The organism is Streptomyces sp. NPDC025793 (assembly GCF_055558375.1).
This window is the reverse complement of sequence record NZ_JBVHMR010000014.1, coordinates 227,592-252,092: the sequence shown is the minus strand read 5'-3', so window position 1 is coordinate 252,092 and position 24,501 is coordinate 227,592. Positions and strand designations below refer to the sequence as shown.

Genomic DNA, 24,501 nt, shown 5'->3' with positions numbered 1-24,501 from the left:
AGGAGAGAGAAGATCGTGCCGGCGGGCACCCGGAGGTCGATGCCGTCGAGGACGGTCTTGTCCCCGTAGGACTTGCGCAGCCCGTGCGCCGCGATGGCCAGGTCGGTCATGAGGAGTTCCCCCTTGTTGCGAGCTGCGGGTTCACAGGCTGCGGGCGGTGATGTCGCCGTGCGAGGTGGTCGCGTGGATGTTCAGGCCGGCGGTGCCGTCGGCGTTCTTGAGCGCGTTGTGGATCCGGCCGTAGCTGGTGCCGGCGTCCAGCGAGGCGGAGACGCCGCGGGCGGCGCCGACCGAGATGTCGCCCTGCTGGGTGCTCAGCGTGACCGCGCCGCGCGCTGCCTCGGCGACCTGGATGTCGCCGCGCTGGGTGCTGATCTCCGCGGGGCCGGTCAGGCGGCCGACCGAGACGTCGCCGTCGTGCGAGCTGAGGCGGGCGCTCGCGGCCTCGTCGACCTTGACCGAGCGGTAGCCGCCCGTGAAGGCGACGTCGCCGAGCCGTCCGACGCCCCGGAACTCGGCGGCCTCCGCCTTCGCCTCGATGCGCGAGCCGGCGGGCAGTTTGACGGTCACCTCGACGGATCCGGAGTGACCGAGGAGCCGGTTCTTCGCCTGCGGGGTCGTGATGCGCAGGACGCCCTCGCGGAAGGCGACCTCGATCTGCTCCGCCGTCCTCACGTCACGGCTCTTGCCGGGGTTCGCGGGCAGGACCTCGACCGTGGTGTCACCGCGGTCGGCGGCGATGAACTGGATGCGTCCGGCGGGGATGTCGAGGACGGCGGAGATCGGGGCGGGGGTGGCGAACTTCTGCATGGTGGGCTCCTTGGGCTCGTCGTTTCTGACATGAGAAACGCTACGTTGCGTTCAAGGATGAGACAACAAGTTCGTTGCGCATGAATGACATTTTCGCAGGTAGAGGCCGATAAATCGTTGCAGTGGCCTGAACGGCAACGCAATGCAGTTCACCCGTTGCGTTGCAATGGAATGGAGGTGAACGCTAGAGTGGCAACACCGAGGAACACGAAGGAGACCGCGATGCCCGGAGGCAGGCTCACGCAGCCCGAACGCCAGCAGATCGCGCTGGGCCTGGCCGACGGCCTCGCCTACGCCGAGATCGCCCGCCGCCTCGACCGCCCCACCTCGACCGTCACCCGCGAGGTCATGCGCAACGGCGGCCCCACCGCCTACCGCGCCGACCTCGCCCACCGCGCCACCGAGCGCCGCGCCCACCGGCGCAAGCCGGCCACGCCCCGCGACACGACGACGCCCCCGCAGCCCCATGGGCGCGACGCCGCGGCGGTGCGCGAGTACGAGGAGACGCTCACCACCGTCTTCATGGCCTCGGGCACGCCCAAGATGATGGCCCGGGTGATGGCCTGCCTCTGCACCAGCGACGCGGGCAGCCTCACCGCATCCGAACTCGTCCAGCGCCTCCAGGTCAGCCCGGCGTCCATCTCCAAGGCGATCGCGTTCCTGGAGAGTCAGGACCTCGTCCGCCGGGACCGCGACGAACGCCGCCGCGAGCGCTACGCCATCGACGACGACGTCTGGTACCAGTCCATGATGTCCAGCGTCCGCTCCACCGCCCAGGTCGCCGAGACCGCACGCCAGGGCGTGGACATCCTTGTCCCCGGCACCCCGGCCGCCGTCCGCCTGGAGAACATCGGCCGCTTCCTCGACTTCGTCTCCGAGAGCCTCGCCCGCGCCGCGGACCAGGCCCGCGAAGTCCTCCACACGAAATCCGGGACGGCCCCGGACGCCAGCACGGCGGGGTGAGCGTGCCGAAGGGCGTGTGTCAGCGCCGCGTCAGCCGGGCCTGGCATCGTCGTACTCGTGAACGGCACCGCGGGACACCGCGGGGGCCGGGAGCGAGGAGAGGTGCCCGGAGCGGCTTATCGGGGACCGGGGCAGCAGCCCGAGGTCGGACCCACACCAGGTCCACGCAGGTTCAAATCCTGCCCTCTCCGCCACACACCGGGGGCCCGGCCGCGTCGCGCCGGGCGGGCGGCGCCCGGCGACCGTCCGCCGTGTGGGCGAAGTGGTCCAGGGCCTGCCGCATCTCCTGCCCGGTCGGCTCGGCCGTCTGGTCGCCGTAGAGCCGGCGGCTGAGCCAGCACCGCCGACGTGTCCGCCGCGCTGCCGGGTCCGTACACCAGCGTGTCGTAGTGCAGGACCCGGTCGTCGTCGATGCGCACGGTCCGTGCCCCGGCGTCCACCGCCGTCACCCAGCCGCGCACGAACCGCGCGCCCGTGCCCTCCAGCAGCTCCGGGATGTCCAGCTCGGCTGCCGGCTGCGCGGTCGCCGTCATGTGCGGCCGCATGCGTCCGGTGAACCGGTCCTGCGCGATCACCACGGTGATCTCGGCCGCCGCCCCTCCCCCGCGTCCCCCGGTCCGGGACGCGAGCCGGACGGCCGCCGCCAGGCCCGCGCACCCGGCCCCCAGGATCACCACGCGGCGCGTGGTCGCCCTCGCGCGCTCCTGCCGTGGGCTCATCGTCTCGTCAGCCGATGCCCACCAGACGCAAGCAGGCGGCTCGGATGTGACGTGCGGCATAGGGGCGGGATCCGGTACCCGGGAGCGAGGCCGGGGGTCGGTCAGGTGCGGGAGCCGATCAGGGCGTCGACGGCGTCGACGATCCGGTCGAGGCCGAATTCCAGGGGGTCGGTGTCGTCGTCGGGGCCGAAGGCGCCTTCGGCGATAGCCCTGGTCAGCGCCGGGTAGCGGTCGGCGTGCCGGGCGAGCAGCTCGGCGGTGAGCCGGTTCCACTCCCGGTCCTGCTCCTCGTCGTGGTCGCCCTGCTGCTGCGCGAGGTTGCGGACGAGCCCGATCAGCAGCAGGAAGACCTGGTGGCGCTGGGCGGCGCCGAGGCCGGTGGGTTCCAGGGCGGCAAGTGCCGCTTCGAGCCAGCTCAGTTGGTTCGGGCCCATCCGCTGCCGGCGCATCGCGGTGGCGGTGAGCAGCCAGGGGTGGGCCGCGTAGACGCGGGCGCACCGGCGGGTCCACTCGCGTACGGCGGCCCGCCAGTCGCCGTCCGGCGCCACGGCCGCGTCGGGGGCCGCCGCCAGCGCCGACTCCACCATCAGCTCGACGAGTTCGGTCCTGCCGGGGACGTACCGGTACAGGGCCATCGCGGAGAGACCGAAGCCCGCGGCGACCTTGTTCATGGAGAGGGCGTCCAGCCCGTCCGTGTCCGCGAGTTCGACGGCGGCGGCGGCGATCCGCTGCGGGGTGAGGCTCGGCTTGGGGCCCCGGGTGGGCGGCCCCTGCTCGCCCCACAGCAGGGCGAGGCTCGCTCGCGGGTCGCGCTGCCTGTGCTGCTCCCTGGCGTTCCGGCCGGCCATGGGCCCTCCCTTTCGACGTGCGCGCCTCGACGTCTGCTCGCGCGACTCCCGTTGCCCCCGCCCGTCAACTGTATATGTCGTAAGCACATCGGCGCATCAGCGGTCCCGTACGTCCGGCATCAGGCACCCGCGTGTGCGGCTCCCGCGCCGGCCGGCGGTCCGTGCCGACCCCGTCCGGATTCTTTCTGGAAATTCGCTGGACCCCCGCCGGAAATTCGCTGGATTCCCGTTGGAGATCCGCCGTCGATTCCGGCCCCGTCCCGTGTCCGTACGGACTGGCTGATTTTTCCGGTGTGCCGGATGGGTGCACCGAGCATCACATATCGAGGAAGCACGGAATCACGGACTCCACCCCCCACGACCAAGCAATTGTGAGGCGAACCGAACCCATGACGCACTCCGCGACGAACCCGGGGATTCAGGACCCCGGCGGCCTCGACGCTCCCGTCCCCTTCCCGCAACCCCGCGGCTGCCCCTACCAGCCGCCCGCCGGCTACGCCCCGCTGCACGCGTCCCATCCGCTCGGCCGGGTCACGCTCTGGGACGGACGGGCGGCCTGGGCCGTGACCGGGCACGGGCTGGCCCGCGACCTGCTCGCCGACCCGCGCCTGTCCTCCGACCGCGCCAGGCCCGGATTCCCGGCGCCGTCCGAGCAGTTCGCCAAGGTCAGGTCGCGCGGTGTGAAGCTGATCGCGGTCGACGACCCCGAGCACAACGCCCAGCGCCGCCTGCTGATCCCGCACTTCACACTGAAGCGGAACGCCTCACTGCGCCCGCGCATCCAGCAGATCGTGGACCAACTGCTCGACACGATGGAGCGCCAGGGCTCCCCCGCGGACCTGGTCCCCGCCTTCGCCCTGCCGATGCCGTCCATGGTGATCTGCACCCTGCTGGGCGTGCCGTACGGCGACCACGAGTTCTTCGAGGAGTGCTCCCAGCGGCTGCTGTCCGGCGAGACGGTGGAAGAGGTCGCCGCCGCCAGGGCGGAACTGGAGCGGTACCTGGGCGAGTTGGTCGACCGCAAGCGCGGCGAGCCGGGCGAGGGGCTGATCGACGAGCTGATCCGCGTGGACACCCCGGAGGGCCCCCTGGACCGCGAGGAACTGGTCGGGCTCGCGGAGCTGCTCCTCGCGGCGGGGCACGAGACGACGGCCAACATGGTCTCGCTCGGCGTGCTGACGCTGCTGAGCCATCCCGAGCAGCTGGCGGCGCTGCGGTCCGGTGAGACGTCGAGGACCGTCGTGGTGGAGGAGCTGCTGCGGTATCTGTCGGTCTCGAACTGGATCCTGCGGGTGGCGGCCGAGGACATCGAGGTGGCCGGCCGGACGATCCGGGCCGGCGAGGGCGTGATCTTCATGACCGCGCTCATCAACCGGGACGGCGGGTTCTTCCCGCAGCCGGAAGGCCTCGACTGGGACCGTTCCGCGCGCCACCATCTGGCGTTCGGCTTCGGGGCCCACCAGTGCCTCGGCCAGAATCTCGCACGCATGGAACTGGAGATCGCGCTGGGCTCCCTCTTCGAGCGGCTGCCCGATCTCCGGCTCGCCGTCCCGCCCGAGGAGATCCGCCCCAAGCCCGCGAACTCGACGATCGCGGGGCTGCTCGAACTGCCCGTGCAGTGGTGAGCGCCATGCGGATCCAGGTCGACAGGGAGCGGTGCGTGGGCGCGGGCATGTGCGCGCTGACGGCGCCGGACGTGTTCACCCAGGACGACGACGGGTTCAGCGAGATCCTCCCCGGCCGCGAGGCGGCCGCCGCGGACCACCCGATGGTCAGGGAGGCGGTGCGGGCCTGCCCGGTGAGCGCGGTGTCGTTGCACGGCACGGACTGAAAGCGGTCGCCGAAACATCCCTCGGCAGTGGTGAGTTGAGCGTCGGCCGTTCTTGACATTCGTTTCGCGGACATGGCCATCATGGCGCTCACTATTCGCCGGAATTCTGCTGTGGAGATTTTCATGCCGAGGGATGAAAAGACACACCGGCCAGGTGGGATCGTCGAGCGGCACTCCATCGATTTCATACCCGACAGCGAGCGGCACGGCAGGCCGTCCAGTCTTTTCTCGCTCTGGTTCGCCGCCAATCTGCAGATCAGCGCGGTGGTGACCGGATCGCTTGCCGTGGTGTTCGGGCTCGACGCACTGTGGTCCCTGGTGGCGCTGCTGGCGGGCAATCTGCTCGGCGGGACGGTCATGGCGTTGCACGCCGCCCAGGGGCCGCGGCTCGGGCTGCCGCAGATGATCTCCTCCCGGGCCCAGTTCGGGGTGCGGGGCGCGGTGGTGCCGCTGGTCTGCTCGGTCACGATGTACATCGGGTTCTTCGCGAGCGGCAGCGTGCTCGCCGGGCAGGCCGTGGGCCACCTCGCGCACACCGGCGAGACGGCCGGCATCGTCGTCTTCGCCGTGGCCACCGCGGTGACGGCGGCGGTCGGCTACCGGATGATCCACCGGGTCGGAAAGATCGCGGCGGCGGTGGGCGCCGTCGCCTTCCTCTACCTGGGCGTGCGGATGGCGCACGCCACGCCGCTGGGGACGATCCTGGCCGCGCACCACTTCTCGGCGCCGCTGTTCCTGCTGGCCATGTCCCTGTCCGCCTCGTGGCAGCTGGGATTCGGCCCGTACGTCGCGGACTCCTCCCGCTATCTGCCGCGCGAGACCCGGCCGCGCTCGGTGTTCTGGGCGACGCTGGGCGGCAGTGTGCTCGGCGCGCAGTGGTCCATGGGCTTCGGGGCGCTGGCGGCCGCCTGGCACGGCGGCGGGGACGGCGACGAGGTCGGGCGCGTCGTCGGCATGGGCGGCTCGGCGGCCGTCACCCTGCTGCTGTACTTCGCCGTCGCCTTCGGGAAGCTGACGGTCAACGTGCTCAACACCTACGGCGGCTTCATGAGCGTGATCACCGGGATCAGCGGCTTCCGCCGGCTCGGCCCGGTCGGTCCCCGCGCCCGGGCCCTGTACGTCGGCGCCATCATGCTCACCGGCACGGCCCTGGCGCTGCTGGGACGGGGGCACTTCCTGGAGTCGTTCTCGACCTTCCTGCTGTTCCTGCTGATCTTCTTCACGCCCTGGAGCGCGATCAACCTGGTCGACTTCTATCTGCTGTCCAGGGAGCGGTACGACATCGCGGCGCTGGCCGACCCCCGCGGCCGCTACGGCGCGTGGAACGTACGGGCACTGACCACCTACACGATCGGCGTCCTGGCACAACTTCCGTTCCTGTCCAGCGAGTTGTACACCGGGCCGCTGGTCTCCCGGCTCGGCGGCGCGGACGTCTCGTGGATCGTGGGCCTGGTGCTGCCGGCCCTCGTGTACCGGCTCGTCGCCAGGCGTGACCAGGGCACCGTCCCCGGGGGAAAGGACGGTGCCCTGGAGTCTGCGGTGCCGCGGCCGGTGGAGGTCAGGAGCCGCTAGGCGTGTACCGGGTGCGCAGCCAGGCGGCGAGCACGGTCAGGGGTACGGCCGTGGCGGCCGCGAGGAGGAACAGCTGCTGGTAGTGGCCGTGCTGGGCGAGCGGTCCGCCGAGGCCCGAGCCGATCGCGCTGCCGACGAACAGGGAGGCCACGAACAGCGCGACCGCGGTGCCGCGGGCCGCGGGCACCAGCGTGGTGGCCCAGTTCTGCAGCGAGGAGTGGAAGAAGGACCAGCCGCCGCCCAGCAGGATCGCGGCCGCGCCGATCCCCCACACGTTCAGACCGGCGGAGGCGACGAGGAAGCCGCCCGCCATCATCACGCCGCCCGCGGCCAGCAGCGACCACGCCGGGCGCATCGCCACCCGCTTCAGCAGCCGGGAGAAGCCCAGGGTGCCCGCGCCGTAGAGGGCGGTCACGCCGCCCGCGCCCAGCGCGCCGATCCCCCGGTCCTCCAGGGCGGGAGCCAGGAAGGTGAAGCAGCCCAGCAGCACCGCGCCCTCGACCAGGCCGAAGGCCATGACCAGCCAGGACCAGCGCAGCCGCAGCACCGAGGCGAGCTGTTCGGCCGGCCGCCGCAGGGTGGCGTCGGTACGGGACTCGGACAGGCCGCGCATGCCGACGACCGTGATCGCGGCCAGGACGGCGGACAGCGCGAGCATCACGCGCCAGCTGAACAGGGCGGCCACCGCGCCGGCGACCAGGGTGGCGGCCGCGGTGCCGATGGCGAGGGCCACTTGCAGGTCCGACAGGGCCCGTTGGCGTACGGCCGCGGGGACGGTGTCGCCGACGTACGTCAGGGAGGCGGGGACCACCGCCCCGAAGAACGCTCCGGTGACGATCCTGAGGACCACGAGCACGGTCAGGGTCGGGGCGGCCGCGGACGCCAGCCCGCACACCACCGCGGCGCACAGCGTGAAGCGGATGACCCGCATGCGCCCGTAGCGGTCGGACAGCATGCCCCACACCGGCTGGGCGCACCCGTACGCGAAGAAGTAGCCGCTCGCGACCAGCACGACCTGGCCGAGCCGGACATGGAATCCGGTGGCGATGGCCAGCAGCAGGGGCGTGATGGCGAATCGGTCGAAGTTGCTGAGGAAGCAGGCCACGGCGAGTGCCGGTGGCACCCGCGCCGCGGTCTGCGGCTTCGGTGGCGAGTCGGCCCGCGCGCTCGGCGGCAGGGCGGCTCCGGTCGTCTCGGGCTGAACGTCGTGGGACATCGCAGGGCCTTTCCACGGAACGCGAACAGGTGATCCGACACAAGCGTCGGCCGCCGGCGGGCGGACAGCCAGGAGACAAAAACTCACAGGCTCGTGACCGCGTACGCCGCCGCGTCCGTTCAACCGCCCATAAAGAACACTTGAACAAGTGCGGAGCGCTTTTCACGGCAATACGGAATGGCGTTCATGGCCCCATTGCGCCGTGGCCGAGTCGAATGGGGTCGGCGCCGGGCATTCCGGGACGGCCGGCGTGCGGCTGTTAACCTGTGCCGATGGCAGCCATGACGGATTCCGGCGACACCGGCCGCCGTACGCTCGGGGCGTTCGTGAGGTCACGGCGCGAGCGCCTGTCACCCGACGAAGTGGGAATCTCCGACTTCTCGCGCCGCCGGACTCCCGGGCTGCGCCGCGAGGAGGTCGCCTCGCTCGCCGGGGTGAGCCTGAGCTGGTACACGTGGCTGGAACAGGGCCGGGACATCAAGGTCTCGCGTCAGGTTCTCGCCTCGCTCGCGCGAGCCCTGAGACTCTCCGCACCGGAGATCCGGCACCTGTACCGGCTCAGTGACGAACTGCCCCCGGACCTCGGCGAGGTGCGCGGCTGCCCCGTACGCGACGAGCAGCTCGAAGCCATGCTGGACGCCCTGCAGCCCAACCCGGCGGTACTGCTGGACCACCACTGGGACGTCGTGGCCTGGAACCGGGCGGAGGCGGCGCTCTTCACGGACTTCGGCGCACTGCCGGCCGCGCGCCGCAACATGCTGTGGGTCATCTTCGGCTGGCCGCCCGCGCGTTCGCTGATGACGGACTGGGAGGCCCAGGCCACCCAGGTGCTCGCCCAGTTCCGGATGCGCGCCGACGAGGAGCCCGCGGACCCCCGCTACGCGGCGGTGGTGGCCGATCTGCTGGCCCACACCCCGGACTTCGCCCGGCACTGGCAGCGGCACGACGTCGCCGACTACCGGACCGTGCACAAGCACTTCGCGCACCCGAGGGCCGGCCGGCTCACCCTGCGCCAGTCGAAGCTGATCGCCGCGGACGACCCGCGCATCCATCTGCTGGCCCGCTTCCCGGCCGACGAGGCGACGAAGGACGCGCTCCTCCGGCTGAGCTGAGACGGCGAAGGCCCCCTCGGCCGGTCGTACGGTCGAGGGGGCCGGGGCGCGGGCCGGGTCACTGCTCGTGCAGGAACTCCCGGATCGGGTAGCCGACATGGCGCTGGTCGGTGAGTGCGTAGCCGAGGATGACGTCGCCCGGCTTCAGCTCGGTGATGTTGTGGACGCTGCCGCCGGGGCCGAGCACCCGCACATGCCAGTCGTCCTGGGCGATCACGTTCACCGTGGCGCCCGAGGGCGACTCCGCCTCGATCAGCAGCATCGGGCGGCTCTCCATCTTGATCCGGCCGACCACGACCCGCCGGGTCCTGCCGTCGGTGTCCACGGCCAGCAGCTCGGAGCCGGAGCGCAGTTCGGCGAGGTAGCGGGTGCGGTTGGCCGGCGTGAGGCTGTAGGAGTGCAGCGCGGCCGCGTTCACCCGGAACGGGCGGGTCGGCATGTACGGCAGCGGGTGGGTCTCGCTGCTCACCAGGATCATGCCCGTGGCGTGCGAGCCGACCAGGATCCCCTCGTTCTGCCGGAAGTGGGTGCAGGTGTCCACGCACACCCGGTCGCCCAGGCCCACATGGGCCAGCCGGGTCACCGTCAGCTCCTCCAGCTGGAGCTGCTCGGTGCTCTCCCGGCAGATGTCGGTGAGCGCGGTCGCCTCGCCCACCGCGGCGGGCCGCAGCAGGACGCCCTCGGGCCCGCGCTCCAGCACGGTGAGGGTGATCTCGGCGTCCTCCAGGTCGGTCACCACGGTGACCAGCTTGCCCTCGGCCTTGTCCGTGGCACCGAGCAGGATCTCCAGGGGAATCTTGCTGGGGTCCTGCTGGAACTCCACCACCGTCCAGGCGGCGCTCGCCGCCACCGTGCAGGCCACGTCGAGCGACTCCTCGCCGGTGACGGTGACGAACACGCCCTTCTCCGCGTCGGGCGAGGCGGGTTCGTACTGCCCGGCCAGGGTGTGGTCGACGATCAGGAGGTCGGCGGTCTGGGCCAGCTTCTCGGCCGCGGGCTTCGGGGTGTCGGGGAGTATCAGGCCGACTCTGCGCTTGCTCGGCGGGATCGAGGCGAGCAGTTCGGGGTCGTCGGAGACGAACCCGTCCACGCCGACGTGCACGGCCTCCTCGATCACGGGGGTGGCGATGTCCTTCAGACCGCGGACGTCGATCCAGGTGAGCTTCACTGCGAACTCCTCGGCATGGTCGGTCAGATCTGGACTGGCTCGGGCAGGGGTGCGGGGCGTACCGGTGCGGCGGGGGCGGGAGCGCTGTCGCCGGCGCGGGCCGCGGCCGGCTGGTGCAGGGCGTCGGCGACCAGGCGCACGGAGGCCGCGACGTCGGGCGAGGCCCATACGTTGCGGCCCATGGCCACGCCGAGCGCGCCGGAGGCGACGACCTCGCCGACGGTCCGGGTCAGCTGCCGGTCGCCCAGCGGGGCACCGCCGGCGGTGATGACGCCGATCGGGCAACTGCGGACGACCTCGGCCATCGTGACCGGTGAGCCGGTGTAGGGGACTTTCGCGATGTCCGCGCCGATGTCGGCGGCGAGGCTCGCGGCGTGCGCCACCAGCTCGGGGTCGGTCGGGTCGCTCACCCGGGGCCCGCGCGGATAGACCATGGCGATCAGCGGCAGACCCCAGCGGCTGCAGCCGTCGGCGGCCCGGGCCAGGTCGCCCAGCTGCTCGGCCTCGGTGTCGGAGCCCATGTTGATGTGGATGCTGACCGCGTCGGCCCCCCGCTCCAGGGCCTCCTCGACCTCGGCGAGGCGGACCTTGGCGTTGGCGTCGGGGGCGTGCCGGGTGATGCCGTTGAGGTGGACCACGAGGGCCGTGCCGCGCAGGACGTCGCCCGGCAGGAACCGGATGCGGCCCTTGTGGACCAGCAACGCGTCGCCGCCGTTGCGGGACACCGCGCGGGCGATGTCACGAAAGGCGGGCGCGGAGGCGACCGGGCCGTCGGCGACCGAGTGGTCGAGAGGCACCACGAAGGTCCGGCCGGAGACCGGATTGATGAGGCGGCTCAGCCGCAGGCTCTTTCCGGAGGAGTGGTGGACCACTTCCATGGGGATTCCTCTCACGCCGGATGCGACCACGTGGCGCATGGAGGCCGTCGCGGTGACAGATGGTTGGGAGAACGCCCCGGAACTGCGGGCAGGAAGGTGCCTGATCGACGGGACGTCACTTAAGGAAGTCGTAATGATTCGGGAATGTCAAGTCGCAATCCACAAGGCCGAGTAGAGTACCGGGACTCGATTGACAGGGTGCTTGTCGCACGTATTGTTGGTGGCCGCCGAATTGCGCCCACCGATATTTCAGGAGTGCTCGATGAGTGCGTTTCCGCAGAACTACTGGTATGTGGCCGCCTGGAGCAGGGAGGTGGGCCGGGAACTGCTCGGCCGGACGATATGCGGCGAGCCGGTCGTGCTCTACCGCGGCCGTGACGGAGCGCCCGTGGCCCTCGCGGACCGCTGTGTGCACCGCCGCTACCCGCTGTCGCTGGGCCGGCTCCAGGACGACTCCATCGAGTGCGGCTACCACGGCTTCGTCTTCGACTGCTCCGGTACCTGCACCTTCGTACCGGGCCAGGACCGGGTGCCGCGCACCGCGCGGGTGCCGCGGTACCAGCTGGTGGAGCGCGACCGGTGGATCTGGATCTGGATCGGCGACCAGAGCAAGGCCGACCCGGACCTGGTGCCGGACGCGCACTGGCTGGACGACCCCGCGTGGGCGTCGGTCGAGGACATGGCGCACTCGCCGTTCCGCTACGGCCTGCTGGTGGACAACCTCATGGACCTGTCCCACGAGACGTATCTGCACGCCGGCCTGATCGGCACGCCGGAGATCGCCCGCACCCCGTTCACCACCCGCGTCGACCAGGAGCGCGACCGGATCGAGTTCTCCCGCCACATGGAGGCCGTGGCGTGCCCGCCCTTCTACGAGAAGACCACCGGGTACACCACGCCGATCGACCGCTGGCAGGACGTGTACTTCCAGCCGCCGGCGTTCTGGGTGAACAACGTCCGGGTCGCCCCGCACGGCACACCGGTCGGCCCGAACGGCGACGAGGGCGGCGCGCACGTGAAGATCCTGCACGGGCTCACCCCCGAGACCGAGCACAGCACCTGGGACTTCTGGGCCGTGGTCCGCGACTTCGCCCTGGACGACGCGTCCGTCGGCCAGGCGCTGCTGACGATGAACCAGGAAGTGGTGCAGCAGGACCTGGACGCCCTGACCGTCCTGGAGCAGGTCGTGGCCAGCGAGCCGCCGGGGACGCAGGAGCTGAGCGTCGCGATCGACGCGGGCGGCCTCGCGGCGCGCGAGATGATCCGCAAGATCAGCCGGTAACCGGTCCGCGAGGAGTCCCGGAGGGCGAATGGCCGACAACACGTTCGACGACACGTTCGACGTCCTGATCAGCGAGCGGACCGAACTCGCCGCGGGCGTACTGGGCCTGGAGCTGGCGGCCGCCGACGGCGGCGCACTGCCCGCCGCGGCGCCCGGAGCCCATGTCGATCTGCTGCTGCCGTCCGGGCTCGTACGCCCGTACTCGCTGTGCGGCCGGGGCGAGCGGCCCGGCACCTGGCGCATCGCCGTCCTGCGCGAGCCCGACGGGCGCGGCGGGTCGGCGGAGCTGCACGACAAGGCCGAGGTGCACATGCGGCTGCGGGCCACCGGCCCCCGCAACCGGTTCCCCCTGCTGCCCGCCGACGACCTGCTGTTCATCGCGGGCGGCATCGGCATCACCCCGCTGCTGCCCATGCTCGCCGCGGCCGAGCGCGACGGCGTCCGCTGGCGGCTGGCCTACGGCGGCCGGACCAGGGCGTCCATGGCGTTCCTGCCCGAACTCGCGGTCTACGGCGACCGCGTCACGGTCGTGCCGCAGGACGAGTGCGGACTGCTCGACATCGCCGGACTGCTCTCCGAGGCGCCGGCGGGCGCGCGGGTCTACGCCTGCGGTCCCGAGCCGCTGCTGGAAGCCGTGCGGGAGCGCTGTGCCGCCCTGCCCCGGCTGACGCTGCACACCGAGCGGTTCACCGCCGCCGCGGCTCCCGGCGCCGTGCGGGCGGGAGCGGACACCAGCTTCGAGGCCGTGCTGCGGCGCAGCGGCAGGTCGGTCCTCGTGCCCGCCGGCACCTCGCTGCTCAGGGCGGTGCGGGACGCGGGGGTGGCGGTGCTGGCCTCGTGCGAGGAGGGCACCTGCGGCACCTGTGAGACCACCGTGCTGGGCGGCACCCCGGAACATCGCGACAGCCTCCTGACCGAGGAGGAGCGCGCGGCCGGCGACCTGATGCTCATCTGCGTCTCCCGCTCCCGCGGCCCCCGTCTGGTGCTGGACCTGTGAGCCGGCCGCCCGGCCGGCGCCGCAGGGCGGCCAGTTGGGCCAGCACGATGCCGAGGAGCATCAGCAGGGATCCGGCCAGCTGCGGCGGTGTCAGCACCTCGCCGAGCACCAGGTAGGCGAGGACGGCTCCGGCCACCACCTCCAGGGTGAGCATCAGGCTGGCCGAGGTCGGCGGCAGCCGGCGCTGCGCCGCGACACCGAGCGCCAGCCCGCCGGCCATGCCGATCACGCCCACCCAGATCACCAGCGCCCACACCGGAAGGGACCAGCCGCTCAGCGCGGTCTCGCGGCGGAGCGCGTCGAAGGGGAAGGGTTCGAACAGGCCCACGAGGGTGAGGGCGGCGGCGCCCACGGCGGTGCCCCATGCCGACATCACGAGCGGTTCGTAGACGCGCAGGCCCCGTTCGGCGAGCAGGAAACGCCCGGCCAGGGTCAGCGCGGCCAGCAGGGCCAGCGCCAGGCCGGCCCGGTCGAGGCCGCCGCCGGAGGACCAGATGCGCCCGGTCAGCGCGAGACCGGCGAGGGTGAGGGCGATGCCCACCCACACCAGGCCGGAGAGCCGCTTTCGCTGCACGAGCCGCACCCAGAGGGCGACCAGCACCGGGGACAGGTACTCCACCAGCAGTGCGATGCCCACGGGGAGCCGGGTCAGGGCCATGGTGAAGGCGACCTGGTTCAGGGCGAGGCTGACCGTGCCGTACAGCAGGACCAGCCACCAGTCGCGGACCCTGATCCGCAGACGGCCGCGGTGCACGGCCGCGGCGATGAGCAGGAGCAGCGCGGCGCCCACGACCGCCCGGGCCTGGATGATGTTGACCGCCGACAGACCGGCGGCGCCCAGGGCCTTCAGCGCGGGGGCCGCGCCGCCCATCGCGACGGCGGCCCCGACCGCCAGGGCGATACCGGGGAGGATTCCGCCGCTCCCGTGCCCGCCGGGGGCGCGCACGGGAGACGGGGATGTACCGCCGTGTTGCTTCGGAGCCGCCACCGCGCTGTCGTGTCCTTCGCCTTCTCGTCCGTGTGTGCTTCGTCGCCCGCGTGGGCCGGGTCAGCCGGCGGCCACGGAGGTGAGCCGGCGGGCCGTGGTCACGAAGGTGTCGTCCAGCTTGTCGACGGTGTCGATGCCCAGTTGCAGCAGGGCGTCGTCGAACTCGGCCCGCAGGAGGGCCAGTACGCGCTCCACCCCCTGCCGGCCGCCGAGTCCGAGGCCCCACAGATAGGGCCTGCCGATGCACACGGCCCGTGCGCCGAGCGCGATCGCCTTCGCGAGGTCGGTCCCGGACCGGACGCCGCCGTCGAGCAGCACCGGATGGTCGTCCGGTACGGCTTCGACGACCGAGCGGAGGGCGAACAGGGCGGGTACGACGCCGTCCAGCTGGCGGCCGCCGTGGTTGGAGACGATGGTCGCGTCCATGCCCAGGTCGACACAGCGCCGGACGTCGGCCGGCCGCAGCACGCCCTTGACCAGCAGCGGCAGCCGGGTCCGGCCGCGGATCCACTCCAGGTCGGCCCAGGTGACGGGGAGTTTCTCGTGCCGTCCGCTGACCGGCGGGTCGCCCCGCAGGATGCCCAGCGTGCGCAGGGTGCCGTAGTCGACTCCCGGGGGCAGCCGGTACCCGGCGCGCAGGGTGGTCAGCCGGCGTGCCGCGAACGACGCGTCGACGGTGATCACGATGGCCGAGGCCCCGCACTCCTCGGCGTACGCCAGGGTGGCCTCGACGTCGGTGCGGGAGCGGTAGGGGAACAGCTGGAACCAGGTGCGTCCCGGCGCCGCCCGTGCGATGTCGGCGTAGGGGAAGTGCGAGTCGGTGCTGACGATCGAGAGCAGGCCGTGGCGGACCGCCGCGCGCGCGGTGGCCAGTTCGGCGTCCGGATGCACCAGCCGCTGCGGGCTCGTGGGGGCGAGCAGGAGGGGCATGGCGAGGGTGTGGCCCAGCACCGTGACCGACGTGTCGAGTGCGTGCGGACCGTCGTGCAGTCCTCGCGGCTGCAGCCACACCTCGCCGAAGGCGGCCGTGTTGGCCGCGACCACGCCGTCCGAACCGGCCCCGCCCGCCACGTACTGGGCGATGGGCCGGTCCGCCTCGGCCATCCACCGCTGCTCGAAGTCGGCGAGCGAGAGCAGCGCGTCGAGTTCGGTCACCGGTGTCTCCTGTCGGTTCACCAGATGCCGTCGATGGCCGGGATCGGCGGGATGACGCGTGATCCGTCCATCATCTGCAGCACCGGGCGGGGAAGGGAGCCGATGGAGTAGAACCGGCGCAGCCACCGGTCCTGTCCGTCGTAGCGGGGGGTGAACGCCGACCGTCCGTGCGCCGCGACGTGGTTGTCCAGCAGGGCGCAGTCGCCCGGCTGCATGATCACCTCGTGGCAGACCTCCTCCAGCGCCTCGGCCAGCGCGCGCAGTGCGACGCGGCCCGCCTTGCCGAGGGAGACCGTGTTGTGCGAGTTGAAGCGCATGAACGGCTTGTCGGCGCCGCCGAAGACGACCGGGTGGGGGCCGGCCGGCGCGGGTTCCACGGTGCTGTCCCGGGTGAAGGAGCCCGGGTAGTTGCTGTAGAACCGGCACTGGCGCAGCGCGTCCAGCGTCTCCGGTTTGAGCAGCTCGACGGCTTCCCGGATGGAGGCGATGCGGGTCGCGGCGACCTTGTCGTGGTCCTGGCGCAGACAGATCAGGCCGATGAAGTCCGGGCGCAGCGCGTGGTGGACGTTCTCGATGTGGAAGTCGAAGGCCACCGATCCGGAGCCTTCGATCCGCGTCTCCTCGCCGGGCAGCGGCTGCACGTTGTGGACCAGTTCGCCGTTCTTCTCGTCGGCGTAACCGATCATGGTGCCGAGCGTCTCGGCGATGATCATGCCCAGGCCGGCCGTGCCGTGGCCCGGCAGGGTCGCGGGTTCGCCGCCGGAGTGGGTGGGCGGGAGCCGGCCGATCTCCAGGCCGCGCAGCAGCATGAAGCCCGTCCGGCCCGAGTCCTCGCCGAAGCGCAGCACCGCCTGCCGTACCCGCTCGGGCAGGGCGTCGGCGCCGACGGCCTCGGGACCTCGGTGCACGATCCGTTCGGCACGGTCCCACAGGGCGGAGCGTTCTCGATCGGTGAGTTCCAGTAACGGCGCAGTCATCGGACCCCTCGCAATTCCCCTGCTCTGACCGGCAGGTGATCGACCACTGGTGCTCCTGGTGCCATGCCGCTGGTGTGAAAGCGACGTGCTGGCCGCCCCCAATTTGAAAACCGACCATGTGGTTTTGTCAACCAGATAAAAACCGACTGTCCGGTTGCCTTTTGTGATCGGTCTGACTACCGTCGGCTGGCGGCGGGGCGCCACAGGGGTGCGCCGACGCGGAGGGGAAGGCCATGGCACGCTTATCACCCGTTCTCAAACAGGCGACTCCGGTGACCGTCAGCCATGCCAGAGGGCTCGACGTGTACGGGGAGGACGGACAGCGGTATCTGGACTTCACCGCGGGCATCGGGGTCACCAGCACGGGACACTGCCACCCCGCGGTGGTGAGCGCGATCGCGCGGCAGGCCGGCAAGCTGATCCACGGTCAGTACGTGACGGTCCGGCACCGTCCGCTGCTCGACCTGTGCGAGCGGCTGGGACAGGTGCTTCCGGCACCCCTGCAGTCCCTGTTCTTCGCCAACTCCGGCAGTGAGGCCATGGAGTCGGCGCTGCGGCTGGCCCGGCAGGCCACGGGGCGTCCCAACGTCATCGTGTTCCACGGCGGCTTCCACGGCCGCACGGTGGGCGCCGCCTCGCTGACCACGTCGAGCCCCCGGTTCCGTACGGGCTACGCGCCGCTGATGAGCGGGGTGCACATCGCGCCGTTCCCGGCCGCCTACCGGTACGGCTGGAGCGAGGACGTTGCCACCCGGTTCGCCCTCCAGGAACTCGACTTCCTCCTGGCGACGGTGACCGCCCCCGAGGACACCGCGGCCCTCATCGTGGAACCGGTGCTGGGCGAGGGCGGGTTCGTCCCGGCCAACACCGCCTTCCTGCAGGGCCTGCGCGAGCGCGCCGACCGCCACGGCTTCCTGCTGGTGATGGACGAGGTACAGACCGGGTTCGGCCGCACCGGACGGTTCTGGGGACACCAGCACTTCGGTGTGGAGCCGGACATCCTGGTCGCCGCCAAGGGCATGACCAGCGGACTCCCGCTCTCCGTGATGGCCACCTCGGAGAAGCTGATGCTCGCGGCGCCCGCGGGCTCCCAGGGCGGGACGTACGGCGGCAACGCGGTGGCGTGCGCCGCCGCGCTCGCCACCCTGGACGTCATCGACCAGGAGGAGCTGGTGGCGAACGCGGCCCGCCAGGGCCGCACCCTCGCCGAGGGCCTCGCACGCATCGCGGCCGACCACGGCATCACCGGTGACGTCCGCGGACTCGGGCTCATGCTCGGCTGGGAGTTCTCCGACGCCCAGGGGCGGCCGGACTCCGCCCGGGCGCTCCGCGTCCAGCAGGAGGCCATCTCCCAGGGGCTGCTGCTCCAGATCGGCGGACCGCTGCGCAACGTGCTGCGCCTGCTGCCCGCGCTGACGGTGAGCGACGACCAGGTCGACGAGGCGCTGCGCGCGCTGTCCCGTGCCGTCCTCGCGGCCACCGGGTCCGCGCACGCGGGCCGGACGAAGGAGCGGGCATGACCGTCAAGGCCGGCACGTCGCGCATGCGGATGCGGGCGGTTCCCGGAGCGCGGCTGGCCGGGCTGCCGCAGGTGCAGCGGCTGGGCGCCGACGTCCGCCGGGACATCGAGGTGGTCAGCTCGGTCCTGCCGTTCAAGGTCAACAACTACGTCCTCGACGAGCTGATCGACTGGGACCGGGCGCCGGACGATCCCCTCTACCGGCTCACCTTCCCGGACCGCGGCATGCTGCCGGAGCCGGTCTACGACGAGGTCGCCGCGCTGATCGACCGGAACGCCGGCCGGGAGGAACTGCGCGCGGCGGTCGACCGGGCGCGGCTGCGGCTCAATCCGCATCCCGGAGACCAGCTGCAGGCCAATGTGCCCCAGGGGGAGGACGGGGCGCTGGGCGGCCTGCAGCACAAGTACCGGGAGACCGTGCTGGTCTTCCCCGGACAGGGCCAGACCTGCCACGCCTACTGCGGATACTGCTTCCGCTGGGCCCAGTTCATCGGCGTCCCGGAACTGAAGCAGGCCGTGTCCGGGCCGGAGCAGGCGCTCGGTTACCTCGCGGGACACCCCGAGGTCTCGGACGTGCTGTTCACCGGCGGGGATCCGATGATCATGTCCACCGAGCGGCTGCGGGCCTACCTCACCCCGCTCATGGACCCCCGCTTCGAGCACATCCGCAACATCCGCTTCGGCACCAAGGCGCTGTCCTACTGGCCGTACCGGTTCACCACCGACGACGACGCGGACGAGCTGCTGCGGCTCCTGGAGCGAGCCACCGCGCTGGGCAAGCACATTGCCGTGATGGCGCACTTCTCCCACCCCCACGAGCTGGAGACCGAGGCCTGCCGGCGGGCCGTACGGCGCATCCGGGAGACCGGCGCGGTCATCCGGGCGCAGGCGCCCCTGGTACGGCACGTCAATGACGACCCGTCGGTGTGGGCGCGGATGTGGCGGACGATGACCGGCCTCGGTGTGGTGCCCTACTACATGTTCGTGGAGCGGGACACCGGCGCCAGCCAGTACTTCGAGGTGCCGCTGCACCGGGCGGTGTCCGTCTACCGCGACGCGATCTCCTCGGTCTCCGGGCTGGAGCGCACCGCGCGCGGGCCGGTGATGTCCGCCTCGCCCGGCAAGGTGGTCATCGACGGCGTCGTCCGGATCGCCGGCCAGGACACGTTCTGCTGCCGGTTTCTGCAGGCACGCGATCCCGGCTGGGTGGCACGGCCGTTCTTCGCGAAGTTCGACGAGCACGCGGTGTGGTTCGACGACCTCAAACCCGCCTTCGACGAGCCGTGGTTCTGGCAGACGGAAGGCTGAGCGGTGCGGGCGACGTGACAGCCCGGGCCGTCCGGCCCGGGCTGTCACGTCGCCGCTGCCCCCGTGGGACGCCGGTCAGACCCGGTCCAGGGGGCGGTGCGGACCGGGGGGAAGTTCGACCTCGATCGGGTCGCCGGGGCGCACCACACCGCTCTCGCGCACGATGCTCATGATTCCGGTCCTGCGCACGACGTTCCCCGCCTCGTCGCGGCCGACGACCTGCTTCAGCAGCCCGTCCTGGAACTCGTCGATCTGCAGGCAGGGGTTGCGCAGGCCGGTGACTTCCACGACCGCGCGGTCGCCGATGCGCAGCAGTGTCCCGACCGGCAGAGCGAGCAGATCGATGCCGCGCGTGGTGATGTTCTCGCCGAGTTCGCCGGGCGCCACCTTGAACCCCGCTTCGCCGACCTCGTCGAAGAGTTCCTCGTGCAGGAGGTGGACCTGGCGCAGGTTCGGCCGGGTGGGATCCTGCTCGACGCGCGCGCGGTGCCTGACCGTCACACCGGCGTGCGCGTCCCCCTCCACACCGAGCCCCGCGAGCAGTCTGACGCTCTCCCGGTTCGGCTTGGTGAACGAGTGCTCCCCGTTGCTGCTGACCGCCGTCACTCTCGCGCTCATGCCTCGACACCCCCTCGTCGGTGGCCGTGGTCGGCCATGAGCCCAGTCCTTGTCATGTCGGGAATCGTGGTGCGCCGTATCGCCACGACGAAGTGCAGGAACGAGGCCGCCAGCAGGGCCACCGCGATCCACAGGCCGGTGCGGGTGCCGAACAGCGAGCCGAGGGTGCCGCCGAGCAGGGTGCCGGCGCTGAGCGGGCCGTAGGCGACGAGCCGGGTGGTCGCCGCGACCCGGCCGCGCAGGCGGTCCGGGGTGAGGCGCTGGCGCGTGGAGGTGCTGAAGACGTTGTAGACGGTCAGGCCGAAGCCGTACAGCACGAAGGAGACCGACCAGACCGTCACGGTGAGCGCGCCCGGGTCCGCGGCGAGGGGGATCAGCACCGGCGCGACCGACGCGATCGCCATGCCGGCCACCACGACGCGCTTGAGCCCCCATCTGCGTTCGGCCTGCGCGGCGGCGACCGCGCCGAGCATGGAGCCGATGGCGCCGAGCGTCACGGTCAGGCCGAGCAGCGCGGGCGTGATGCCGACGACGGAGGCCGCATACACGGTGTAGAGGGTCAGCATGGCCTGCTCGAAGAAGTTGAACAGCGCCGCCTGCCCGATCAGCGTGCGCAGCAGGGGCACCGAGAGCAGGAACCGCGCTCCCGCCGCGATCTCGCCGGCCACACGCTCGCGCGTCTGCGATACGGCGACCGGCGGCTCGCGCCGGGTCACGGTCATCAGGACCAGCGCGGCGATCAGATAGAGCACCGCGCCCGTCAGCACCGCGCCGGAGCCGCCCAGCCAGTTCATGAGCAGGCCGCCGAGGCCCGGCGCGGCGACCACGACCAGCGTGAACACCGCTTCGAGCCGCCCGATCGCGGCGACCAGGTCGGACTCGGGGACCAGGCTCGGCAGATAGGCCTGCGCGCAGACCTCGGCGATCGCGACCAGCGAGCCGAACCCGAAGGCGACCGCGTACAGCACGCCGAGGCGGAAGGCGTCGAGACCGCTGAGCACCGGCACGACCAGCAGCGCCACCCCGCCCGCGACGTCGGTGAACAGCAGCGTGGGGCGCCTCGGCCGGCGGTCCAGCCAGACCCCGACGAACAGGGTCACCACCAGCACGGGCACGTACTGGGCGGCCGCGACCACGCCCACCTCGAAGGGCGAGGCCGCGAACGAGAGGGTGGCCAGCAGCGGGAAGACCATCGTCATGCTCTTCGACGCGACGCTGGTGAGCACCTGGCTCAGCCAGAAGCGGCCGTAGTCCCGGTTGATCAGCAGACGGGAACTCAACAGAACTCCATCCAGTCGTCCTCGACCACCGCCTTGGCCACCGCCGTGGAGGATTCGGTGAGTTCGCGCAGCTGCGCCGCGTTGTACGCGCGGATCACGTCGTTGCCGGTGCCGTCGCCGAACACGTCGAGCATCCACAGGGGGCGGACCTCGGCACCGCGCATCGCCTTGGTGTCGGTGGAGGCGATCCCGGCGTGCAGCCGGCGCCGGCCGGCGCGCAGCGCGTCGCGGATCGGCTCGTAGTACACGAGGTTGAAGTACTCCGCGGCGCCCACCAGCCGGTCGTAGTGGAATCCGGCGCCCTTCAGGAACGTCGCGTCGCCCCAGCGGTAGAACAGCAGGAAGCCGACCGGGGGTTCGCCGTCCCGGGCGCACATCAGCACGCGCGCGGCGTCGCCCATCGCCTCGGCCTGGACCCGCAGTGACTCGGCGAGCACGCCCACGTCCGCGGGCTGCCCGTAACGGGCCTGCGTGCCCTGGGACATCAGGGCCGCCTCCTGCCAGCACTCGGCCAGCGGCTTCTCCATGAAGTGGTAGCCGGCGTCGTCGAAACGCCGCAGGTCCCGGCGGATCAGCTCGCCGCGCCGCTTGGACGGCAGCGTGCGCATCCAGCCGCCGAAGTCCTCGCCCTCGGTGCGGATCCACGCGTCGGCGGCGCACAGGACGGGCTCGGCGCGCACTCCGGCCGCGCGCAGGGCCCGTACGTCGGTGCTGTCCAGGAACATGGCGTACGTCGGGATCCCGTGGTGCGGAGCGTCGTCGAACAGCCGCTCCTCGGCGGTCCGCAGCCGCAGATCGGCGAGTTCGTCCAGCAGGGCCCCGGCCGCTTCGACCCGGTCCGCGCCCTCGCTGACCAGCAGGTTCGTCTGGTAGCCGCGGTGCGGGCCGACGAGCAGGCCCTGTGTGGGCACCGCGGGCAGGCCGGCCCGCTCCAGCAGCCGGCCCCACTGGTAGAACCCGTTGTTCTCCTCCCAGACGGCCGTGACCGGAACGGCCGCGGTGCCGCCGTCGGACAGCCGGGTGTGCACGTTGCCGGTGAGCGTGCGCCCGCCGGGATCGTGGACGCAGAAGTCCAGCCATCCGCTGGCGGCGTAGAAGTGGTCGCCGGCCAGCCGGTCCCACTCCTCGGTGCCCACTCCCTCGGTCGGGGAGCCGAAGCCCGCCGGTCGCGGCGTCCTCACCGTCGTGGCCATGGTGCCCTCCACCGCGCCGTTCACGCGCCGAGCGGGGTCGCCGGGACGGCCAGCGTCCGCACCTGCCTGCCGGCGCGGGTGCGCAGCACGGCCCGGCGCTGCCCGGCCTCGTCGACGACCTGGACGCTGCGTTCGTCGGTCCAGCCCTGGAAGCGGAACTCGTTGTCCCCGACGTGCACCAGGCCCGCGTAGGGCGTGCCGTCGTAGTGCAGCACCAGGCCGCCGTCCCGCGCCCTGATCTCCGCGGCGACCGTCGGCTGCTCCTGGAGGAACTGCCCGTCCTCCTCCTCCCAGTCGGTGAAGGACTTCGGCACCTCGAAGGCGACCTGGTGCAGCGGGGCCGGCGTGAGCGGCCGCTCGGCACGGTTGACCATGATCCGGTCGAAGGGCAGTGCGGCGCGGACCTCTTCGGGGAACAGGTCGAAGAACCCGTCGGTCACCTGCACGTCCAGCACGAAGTGCACGCGGTGGGTACGGCCGCTGTTCTCGATCCGGTGGGTGCGGGCGAAGTTGCCGAACCACAGCGAGCCGGCCTCCCACACGTAGGGGGTCTCGCCGAAGAACAGCCTGGCCTGCGGCAGGGTGAGCACGGGGAGGTGCAGACGGGCGATGCCCCAGGTGAGCGCGTACTTGTTGTCGAAGTGGTCGGGGCCGTAGGTGTCCGGACCCAGCGCCATCAGACGCACCGAGCGCAGCGGTGAGGGGATCGAGCGCATCACCGAGTGCAGGTACGGCGCGTGCCTCACGTGGGGGGTGTCGGCGAACGGCAGCAGGCCGGGGCCGCCGGGGTCGGTGCGCGTCTTGTCACCGCCCGTGCTGTGCAACGGCATGATGCGCCAGTCGAGTTCGGTCTCGATCAGGTTGTCGTCGCTGACGAAGGTGTTCTGCAGTTTCCAGTCGGCGGCCTGCTCCGTGCGCAGCGACTTCACGTCGCGCACCAGGGAGTCCACGTCGAAGGTCGGGGTCAGCCGGACCACGTCGGGTATCCCGGCCTGCGCGTCCGCAATGGTTTCAGCAGACATTGGCTGTTTCCTTCCATCCTCGGTTCATAAGAAACCAACCATCTGGTTTAGTCAATGGGTTCGCTGATCAGGCCAGGTACGCGGGGCGGGTGTCCCGGGTGTACTGCGCCGTCTCCGCGAAGACCGGCGGCAGTTCGAGGGGCCGCCCGAGGGCGCCGCCGTCGAGTTCGGCGTAGGCCCGGTGGAGGTTGCCCACGATGCGCCCGGCGTCGAGCAGCCGGCCGAAGTCGCCGAGTCCCGCTTCCCTGGCGGTCTCCAGCGGGGTCAGCCCCTGCTGCCAGCCCTCCATCGCGATGACCTGGATCCACCGCAGATAGGCCTCCGTCTCGTCGAAGACCTCCGGGCCGCACACGGGGCCGTGCCCGCAGACGACGGTGCGGGCGCCGAAGCCCCGCAGCGTCGCGACGGCCCGCAGCGCCCCCTCCACCGATCCCGTCAGCGCGCTGGGGGTGACCCCGGACAGCGCCACGTCCCCGGTGAACAGCACCCCGTCGTCCGGCAGCCACGCGACCACGTCGTTGGTGGTGTGCGCCGGTCCGCAGAAGACGAGTTCGATCCGGCGCTCCCCGCTGTAGAGGGTCAGCCGCTCGTCGAAGGTGACCGACGGCAGGACGAGCCGGACGTCGCCCCGCTCGGCGTCGGGCCACCGCTGCGTCGGGGCCGGACCGGTCTCCGCCATCTCGCTGCGGGCCAGCGCGTGCGCGATGACGGTCGCGCCGGGGAAGGCCGCGTTGCCGAGGACGTGACCGCCGTGGTGGTGGGTGTTGACGACGGCGCGGACCGGGCCCGCGCGCAGCGCCTCGGCGGACGCGGCGAGGGCCAGCGCGCGCGACCCGGCCGCCACCGTGTCGATGAGGGTCACCCCGTCGGGCCCGCTGATCAGGCCCGCGTTGCTCGGACACCCGCCGTCGCCGGGCGGGGTGCAGGCGAACACCCCGTCGGCGACCTCGGTCCTGCGGGGCTGCGGCACCGGCGCGTGCGGGCGGCACCCGGTGCGCGGCGGTTCCGGCTCGGTCATGAAGGGCCCCTTTCGGTGACGGCGGGG

At 71.9% G+C, this 24,501-nt stretch carries 22 protein-coding genes, 1 tRNA gene and 2 pseudogenes; 10 read left to right on the top strand and 15 right to left on the bottom strand.

What is annotated here, in order from left to right; all coding sequences use genetic code 11:
• Both ACZ4MF_RS26340 and ACZ4MF_RS26335 read right to left on the bottom strand, forming a co-directional pair.
• A pseudogene (locus ACZ4MF_RS26340) lies at positions 1-110 on the bottom strand (ABC transporter); the annotation flags it as partial.
• 31 nt (positions 111-141) lie between these two features.
• Positions 142-810, bottom strand: a complete 669-nt coding sequence (locus ACZ4MF_RS26335; protein WP_356029586.1) for a DUF4097 family beta strand repeat-containing protein — start codon at positions 808-810, stop codon at positions 142-144.
• A gap of 222 nt (positions 811-1,032) precedes the next feature.
• Here ACZ4MF_RS26335 and ACZ4MF_RS26330 point away from each other — a divergent pair, with 222 nt between their 5' ends.
• On the top strand, positions 1,033-1,773 hold the full coding sequence (locus ACZ4MF_RS26330; RefSeq protein WP_467494385.1) for a helix-turn-helix domain-containing protein: 741 nt from the start codon (positions 1,033-1,035) through the stop codon (positions 1,771-1,773).
• 96 nt (positions 1,774-1,869) lie between these two features.
• Positions 1,870-1,967: transfer RNA gene (locus ACZ4MF_RS26325), tRNA-Cys, on the top strand.
• Positions 1,968-2,111: 144 nt separating this feature from the next.
• Here the strand turns inward: ACZ4MF_RS26325 and ACZ4MF_RS26320 are convergent.
• A pseudogene (locus ACZ4MF_RS26320) lies at positions 2,112-2,492 on the bottom strand (FAD-dependent oxidoreductase); the annotation flags it as partial.
• A 101-nt stretch (positions 2,493-2,593) separates the two neighbouring features.
• Entirely contained in the window at positions 2,594-3,340 is a 747-nt protein-coding gene (locus ACZ4MF_RS26315; RefSeq protein ID WP_467494384.1) for a TetR/AcrR family transcriptional regulator, read from the bottom strand.
• Between the two features lie 389 nt (positions 3,341-3,729).
• Between ACZ4MF_RS26315 and ACZ4MF_RS26310 the strand changes: the two genes are divergently transcribed.
• From ACZ4MF_RS26310 to ACZ4MF_RS26300, 3 genes are all read left to right on the top strand, one after another.
• Entirely contained in the window at positions 3,730-4,965 is a 1,236-nt protein-coding gene (locus ACZ4MF_RS26310) for a cytochrome P450 (protein ID WP_467494383.1), read from the top strand.
• A gap of 5 nt (positions 4,966-4,970) precedes the next feature.
• Positions 4,971-5,171, top strand: coding sequence for a ferredoxin (locus ACZ4MF_RS26305; RefSeq protein ID WP_467494382.1), 201 nt, complete (start codon positions 4,971-4,973; stop codon positions 5,169-5,171).
• 123 nt (positions 5,172-5,294) lie between these two features.
• A complete protein-coding gene (locus tag ACZ4MF_RS26300; RefSeq protein WP_467494381.1) occupies positions 5,295-6,743 on the top strand; it encodes a purine-cytosine permease family protein in 1,449 nt (482 codons plus the stop codon).
• On the opposite strand, the gene ACZ4MF_RS26295 is transcribed toward ACZ4MF_RS26300, so the two are convergent.
• A complete protein-coding gene (locus tag ACZ4MF_RS26295) occupies positions 6,730-7,959 on the bottom strand; it encodes an MFS transporter (RefSeq protein ID WP_467494380.1) in 1,230 nt (409 codons plus the stop codon). The two genes, ACZ4MF_RS26300 and ACZ4MF_RS26295, sit on opposite strands and share 14 nt — an antisense overlap.
• Positions 7,960-8,231: 272 nt before the next feature.
• On the opposite strand from ACZ4MF_RS26295, the gene ACZ4MF_RS26290 reads away from it, so the two are divergent.
• Positions 8,232-9,071, top strand: coding sequence for a helix-turn-helix transcriptional regulator (locus ACZ4MF_RS26290; RefSeq protein ID WP_356029603.1), 840 nt, complete (start codon positions 8,232-8,234; stop codon positions 9,069-9,071).
• A gap of 58 nt (positions 9,072-9,129) precedes the next feature.
• Here ACZ4MF_RS26290 and ACZ4MF_RS26285 read toward each other — a convergent pair whose 3' ends face one another.
• Both ACZ4MF_RS26285 and ACZ4MF_RS26280 read right to left on the bottom strand, forming a co-directional pair.
• The gene (locus ACZ4MF_RS26285; RefSeq protein WP_467494378.1) at positions 9,130-10,239 is read right to left on the bottom strand and encodes a 3-dehydroquinate synthase II family protein; all 1,110 of its coding nucleotides are present in this window, start codon (positions 10,237-10,239) and stop codon (positions 9,130-9,132) included.
• 23 nt (positions 10,240-10,262) lie between these two features.
• The gene (locus tag ACZ4MF_RS26280) at positions 10,263-11,117 is read right to left on the bottom strand and encodes a 2-amino-3,7-dideoxy-D-threo-hept-6-ulosonate synthase (protein ID WP_467494377.1); all 855 of its coding nucleotides are present in this window, start codon (positions 11,115-11,117) and stop codon (positions 10,263-10,265) included.
• A gap of 262 nt (positions 11,118-11,379) precedes the next feature.
• Here ACZ4MF_RS26280 and ACZ4MF_RS26275 point away from each other — a divergent pair, with 262 nt between their 5' ends.
• Positions 11,380-12,399 (top strand): aromatic ring-hydroxylating dioxygenase subunit alpha, encoded by a 1,020-nt coding sequence (locus ACZ4MF_RS26275; RefSeq protein ID WP_356029608.1) that lies wholly within the window; start codon positions 11,380-11,382, stop codon positions 12,397-12,399.
• Between the two features lie 28 nt (positions 12,400-12,427).
• Positions 12,428-13,396 carry a PDR/VanB family oxidoreductase gene (locus ACZ4MF_RS26270; RefSeq protein ID WP_467494376.1) on the top strand — a complete coding sequence of 323 codons (969 nt, stop codon included), beginning with the start codon at positions 12,428-12,430 and terminating at the stop codon, positions 13,394-13,396.
• Here ACZ4MF_RS26270 and ACZ4MF_RS26265 read toward each other — a convergent pair.
• The 3 genes from ACZ4MF_RS26265 to ACZ4MF_RS26255 all read right to left on the bottom strand — a co-directional run bounded on the left by ACZ4MF_RS26265 (position 13,347) and on the right by ACZ4MF_RS26255 (position 16,516).
• Complete coding sequence (locus ACZ4MF_RS26265; protein WP_467494375.1) at positions 13,347-14,342, bottom strand: DMT family transporter; 996 nt, start codon at positions 14,340-14,342, stop codon at positions 13,347-13,349. The genes ACZ4MF_RS26270 and ACZ4MF_RS26265 overlap by 50 nt on opposite strands.
• A gap of 102 nt (positions 14,343-14,444) precedes the next feature.
• Entirely contained in the window at positions 14,445-15,539 is a 1,095-nt protein-coding gene (locus tag ACZ4MF_RS26260; protein ID WP_467494374.1) for an alpha-hydroxy acid oxidase, read from the bottom strand.
• A gap of 17 nt (positions 15,540-15,556) precedes the next feature.
• Positions 15,557-16,516, bottom strand: a complete 960-nt coding sequence (locus ACZ4MF_RS26255; RefSeq protein ID WP_467494373.1) for a TauD/TfdA family dioxygenase — start codon at positions 16,514-16,516, stop codon at positions 15,557-15,559.
• Positions 16,517-16,749: 233 nt separating this feature from the next.
• Here ACZ4MF_RS26255 and ACZ4MF_RS26250 point away from each other — a divergent pair, with 233 nt between their 5' ends.
• Complete coding sequence (locus ACZ4MF_RS26250) at positions 16,750-18,036, top strand: aspartate aminotransferase family protein (protein ID WP_467494372.1); 1,287 nt, start codon at positions 16,750-16,752, stop codon at positions 18,034-18,036.
• Positions 18,033-19,343, top strand: a complete 1,311-nt coding sequence (locus ACZ4MF_RS26245; protein WP_467494371.1) for a KamA family radical SAM protein — start codon at positions 18,033-18,035, stop codon at positions 19,341-19,343. Before ACZ4MF_RS26250 ends, ACZ4MF_RS26245 begins: the two co-directional genes overlap by 4 nt.
• Before the next feature lie 75 nt (positions 19,344-19,418).
• On the opposite strand, the gene ACZ4MF_RS26240 is transcribed toward ACZ4MF_RS26245, so the two are convergent.
• The 5 genes from ACZ4MF_RS26240 to ACZ4MF_RS26220 form a co-directional block, all read right to left on the bottom strand.
• Positions 19,419-19,961 (bottom strand): MOSC domain-containing protein, encoded by a 543-nt coding sequence (locus ACZ4MF_RS26240; RefSeq protein ID WP_467494369.1) that lies wholly within the window; start codon positions 19,959-19,961, stop codon positions 19,419-19,421.
• Entirely contained in the window at positions 19,958-21,241 is a 1,284-nt protein-coding gene (locus tag ACZ4MF_RS26235) for an MFS transporter (protein WP_467494367.1), read from the bottom strand. Before ACZ4MF_RS26235 ends, ACZ4MF_RS26240 begins: the two co-directional genes overlap by 4 nt.
• Positions 21,238-22,434 carry a GNAT family N-acetyltransferase gene (locus ACZ4MF_RS26230; protein ID WP_467494366.1) on the bottom strand — a complete coding sequence of 399 codons (1,197 nt, stop codon included), beginning with the start codon at positions 22,432-22,434 and terminating at the stop codon, positions 21,238-21,240. The genes ACZ4MF_RS26235 and ACZ4MF_RS26230 overlap by 4 nt, the downstream gene beginning before the upstream one ends.
• A gap of 20 nt (positions 22,435-22,454) precedes the next feature.
• Positions 22,455-23,456 carry an aspartyl/asparaginyl beta-hydroxylase domain-containing protein gene (locus ACZ4MF_RS26225; RefSeq protein ID WP_467494365.1) on the bottom strand — a complete coding sequence of 334 codons (1,002 nt, stop codon included), beginning with the start codon at positions 23,454-23,456 and terminating at the stop codon, positions 22,455-22,457.
• Between the two features lie 67 nt (positions 23,457-23,523).
• Positions 23,524-24,474 (bottom strand): MBL fold metallo-hydrolase, encoded by a 951-nt coding sequence (locus ACZ4MF_RS26220; protein ID WP_467494364.1) that lies wholly within the window; start codon positions 24,472-24,474, stop codon positions 23,524-23,526.
• Positions 24,475-24,501 lie beyond the last annotated feature (27 nt).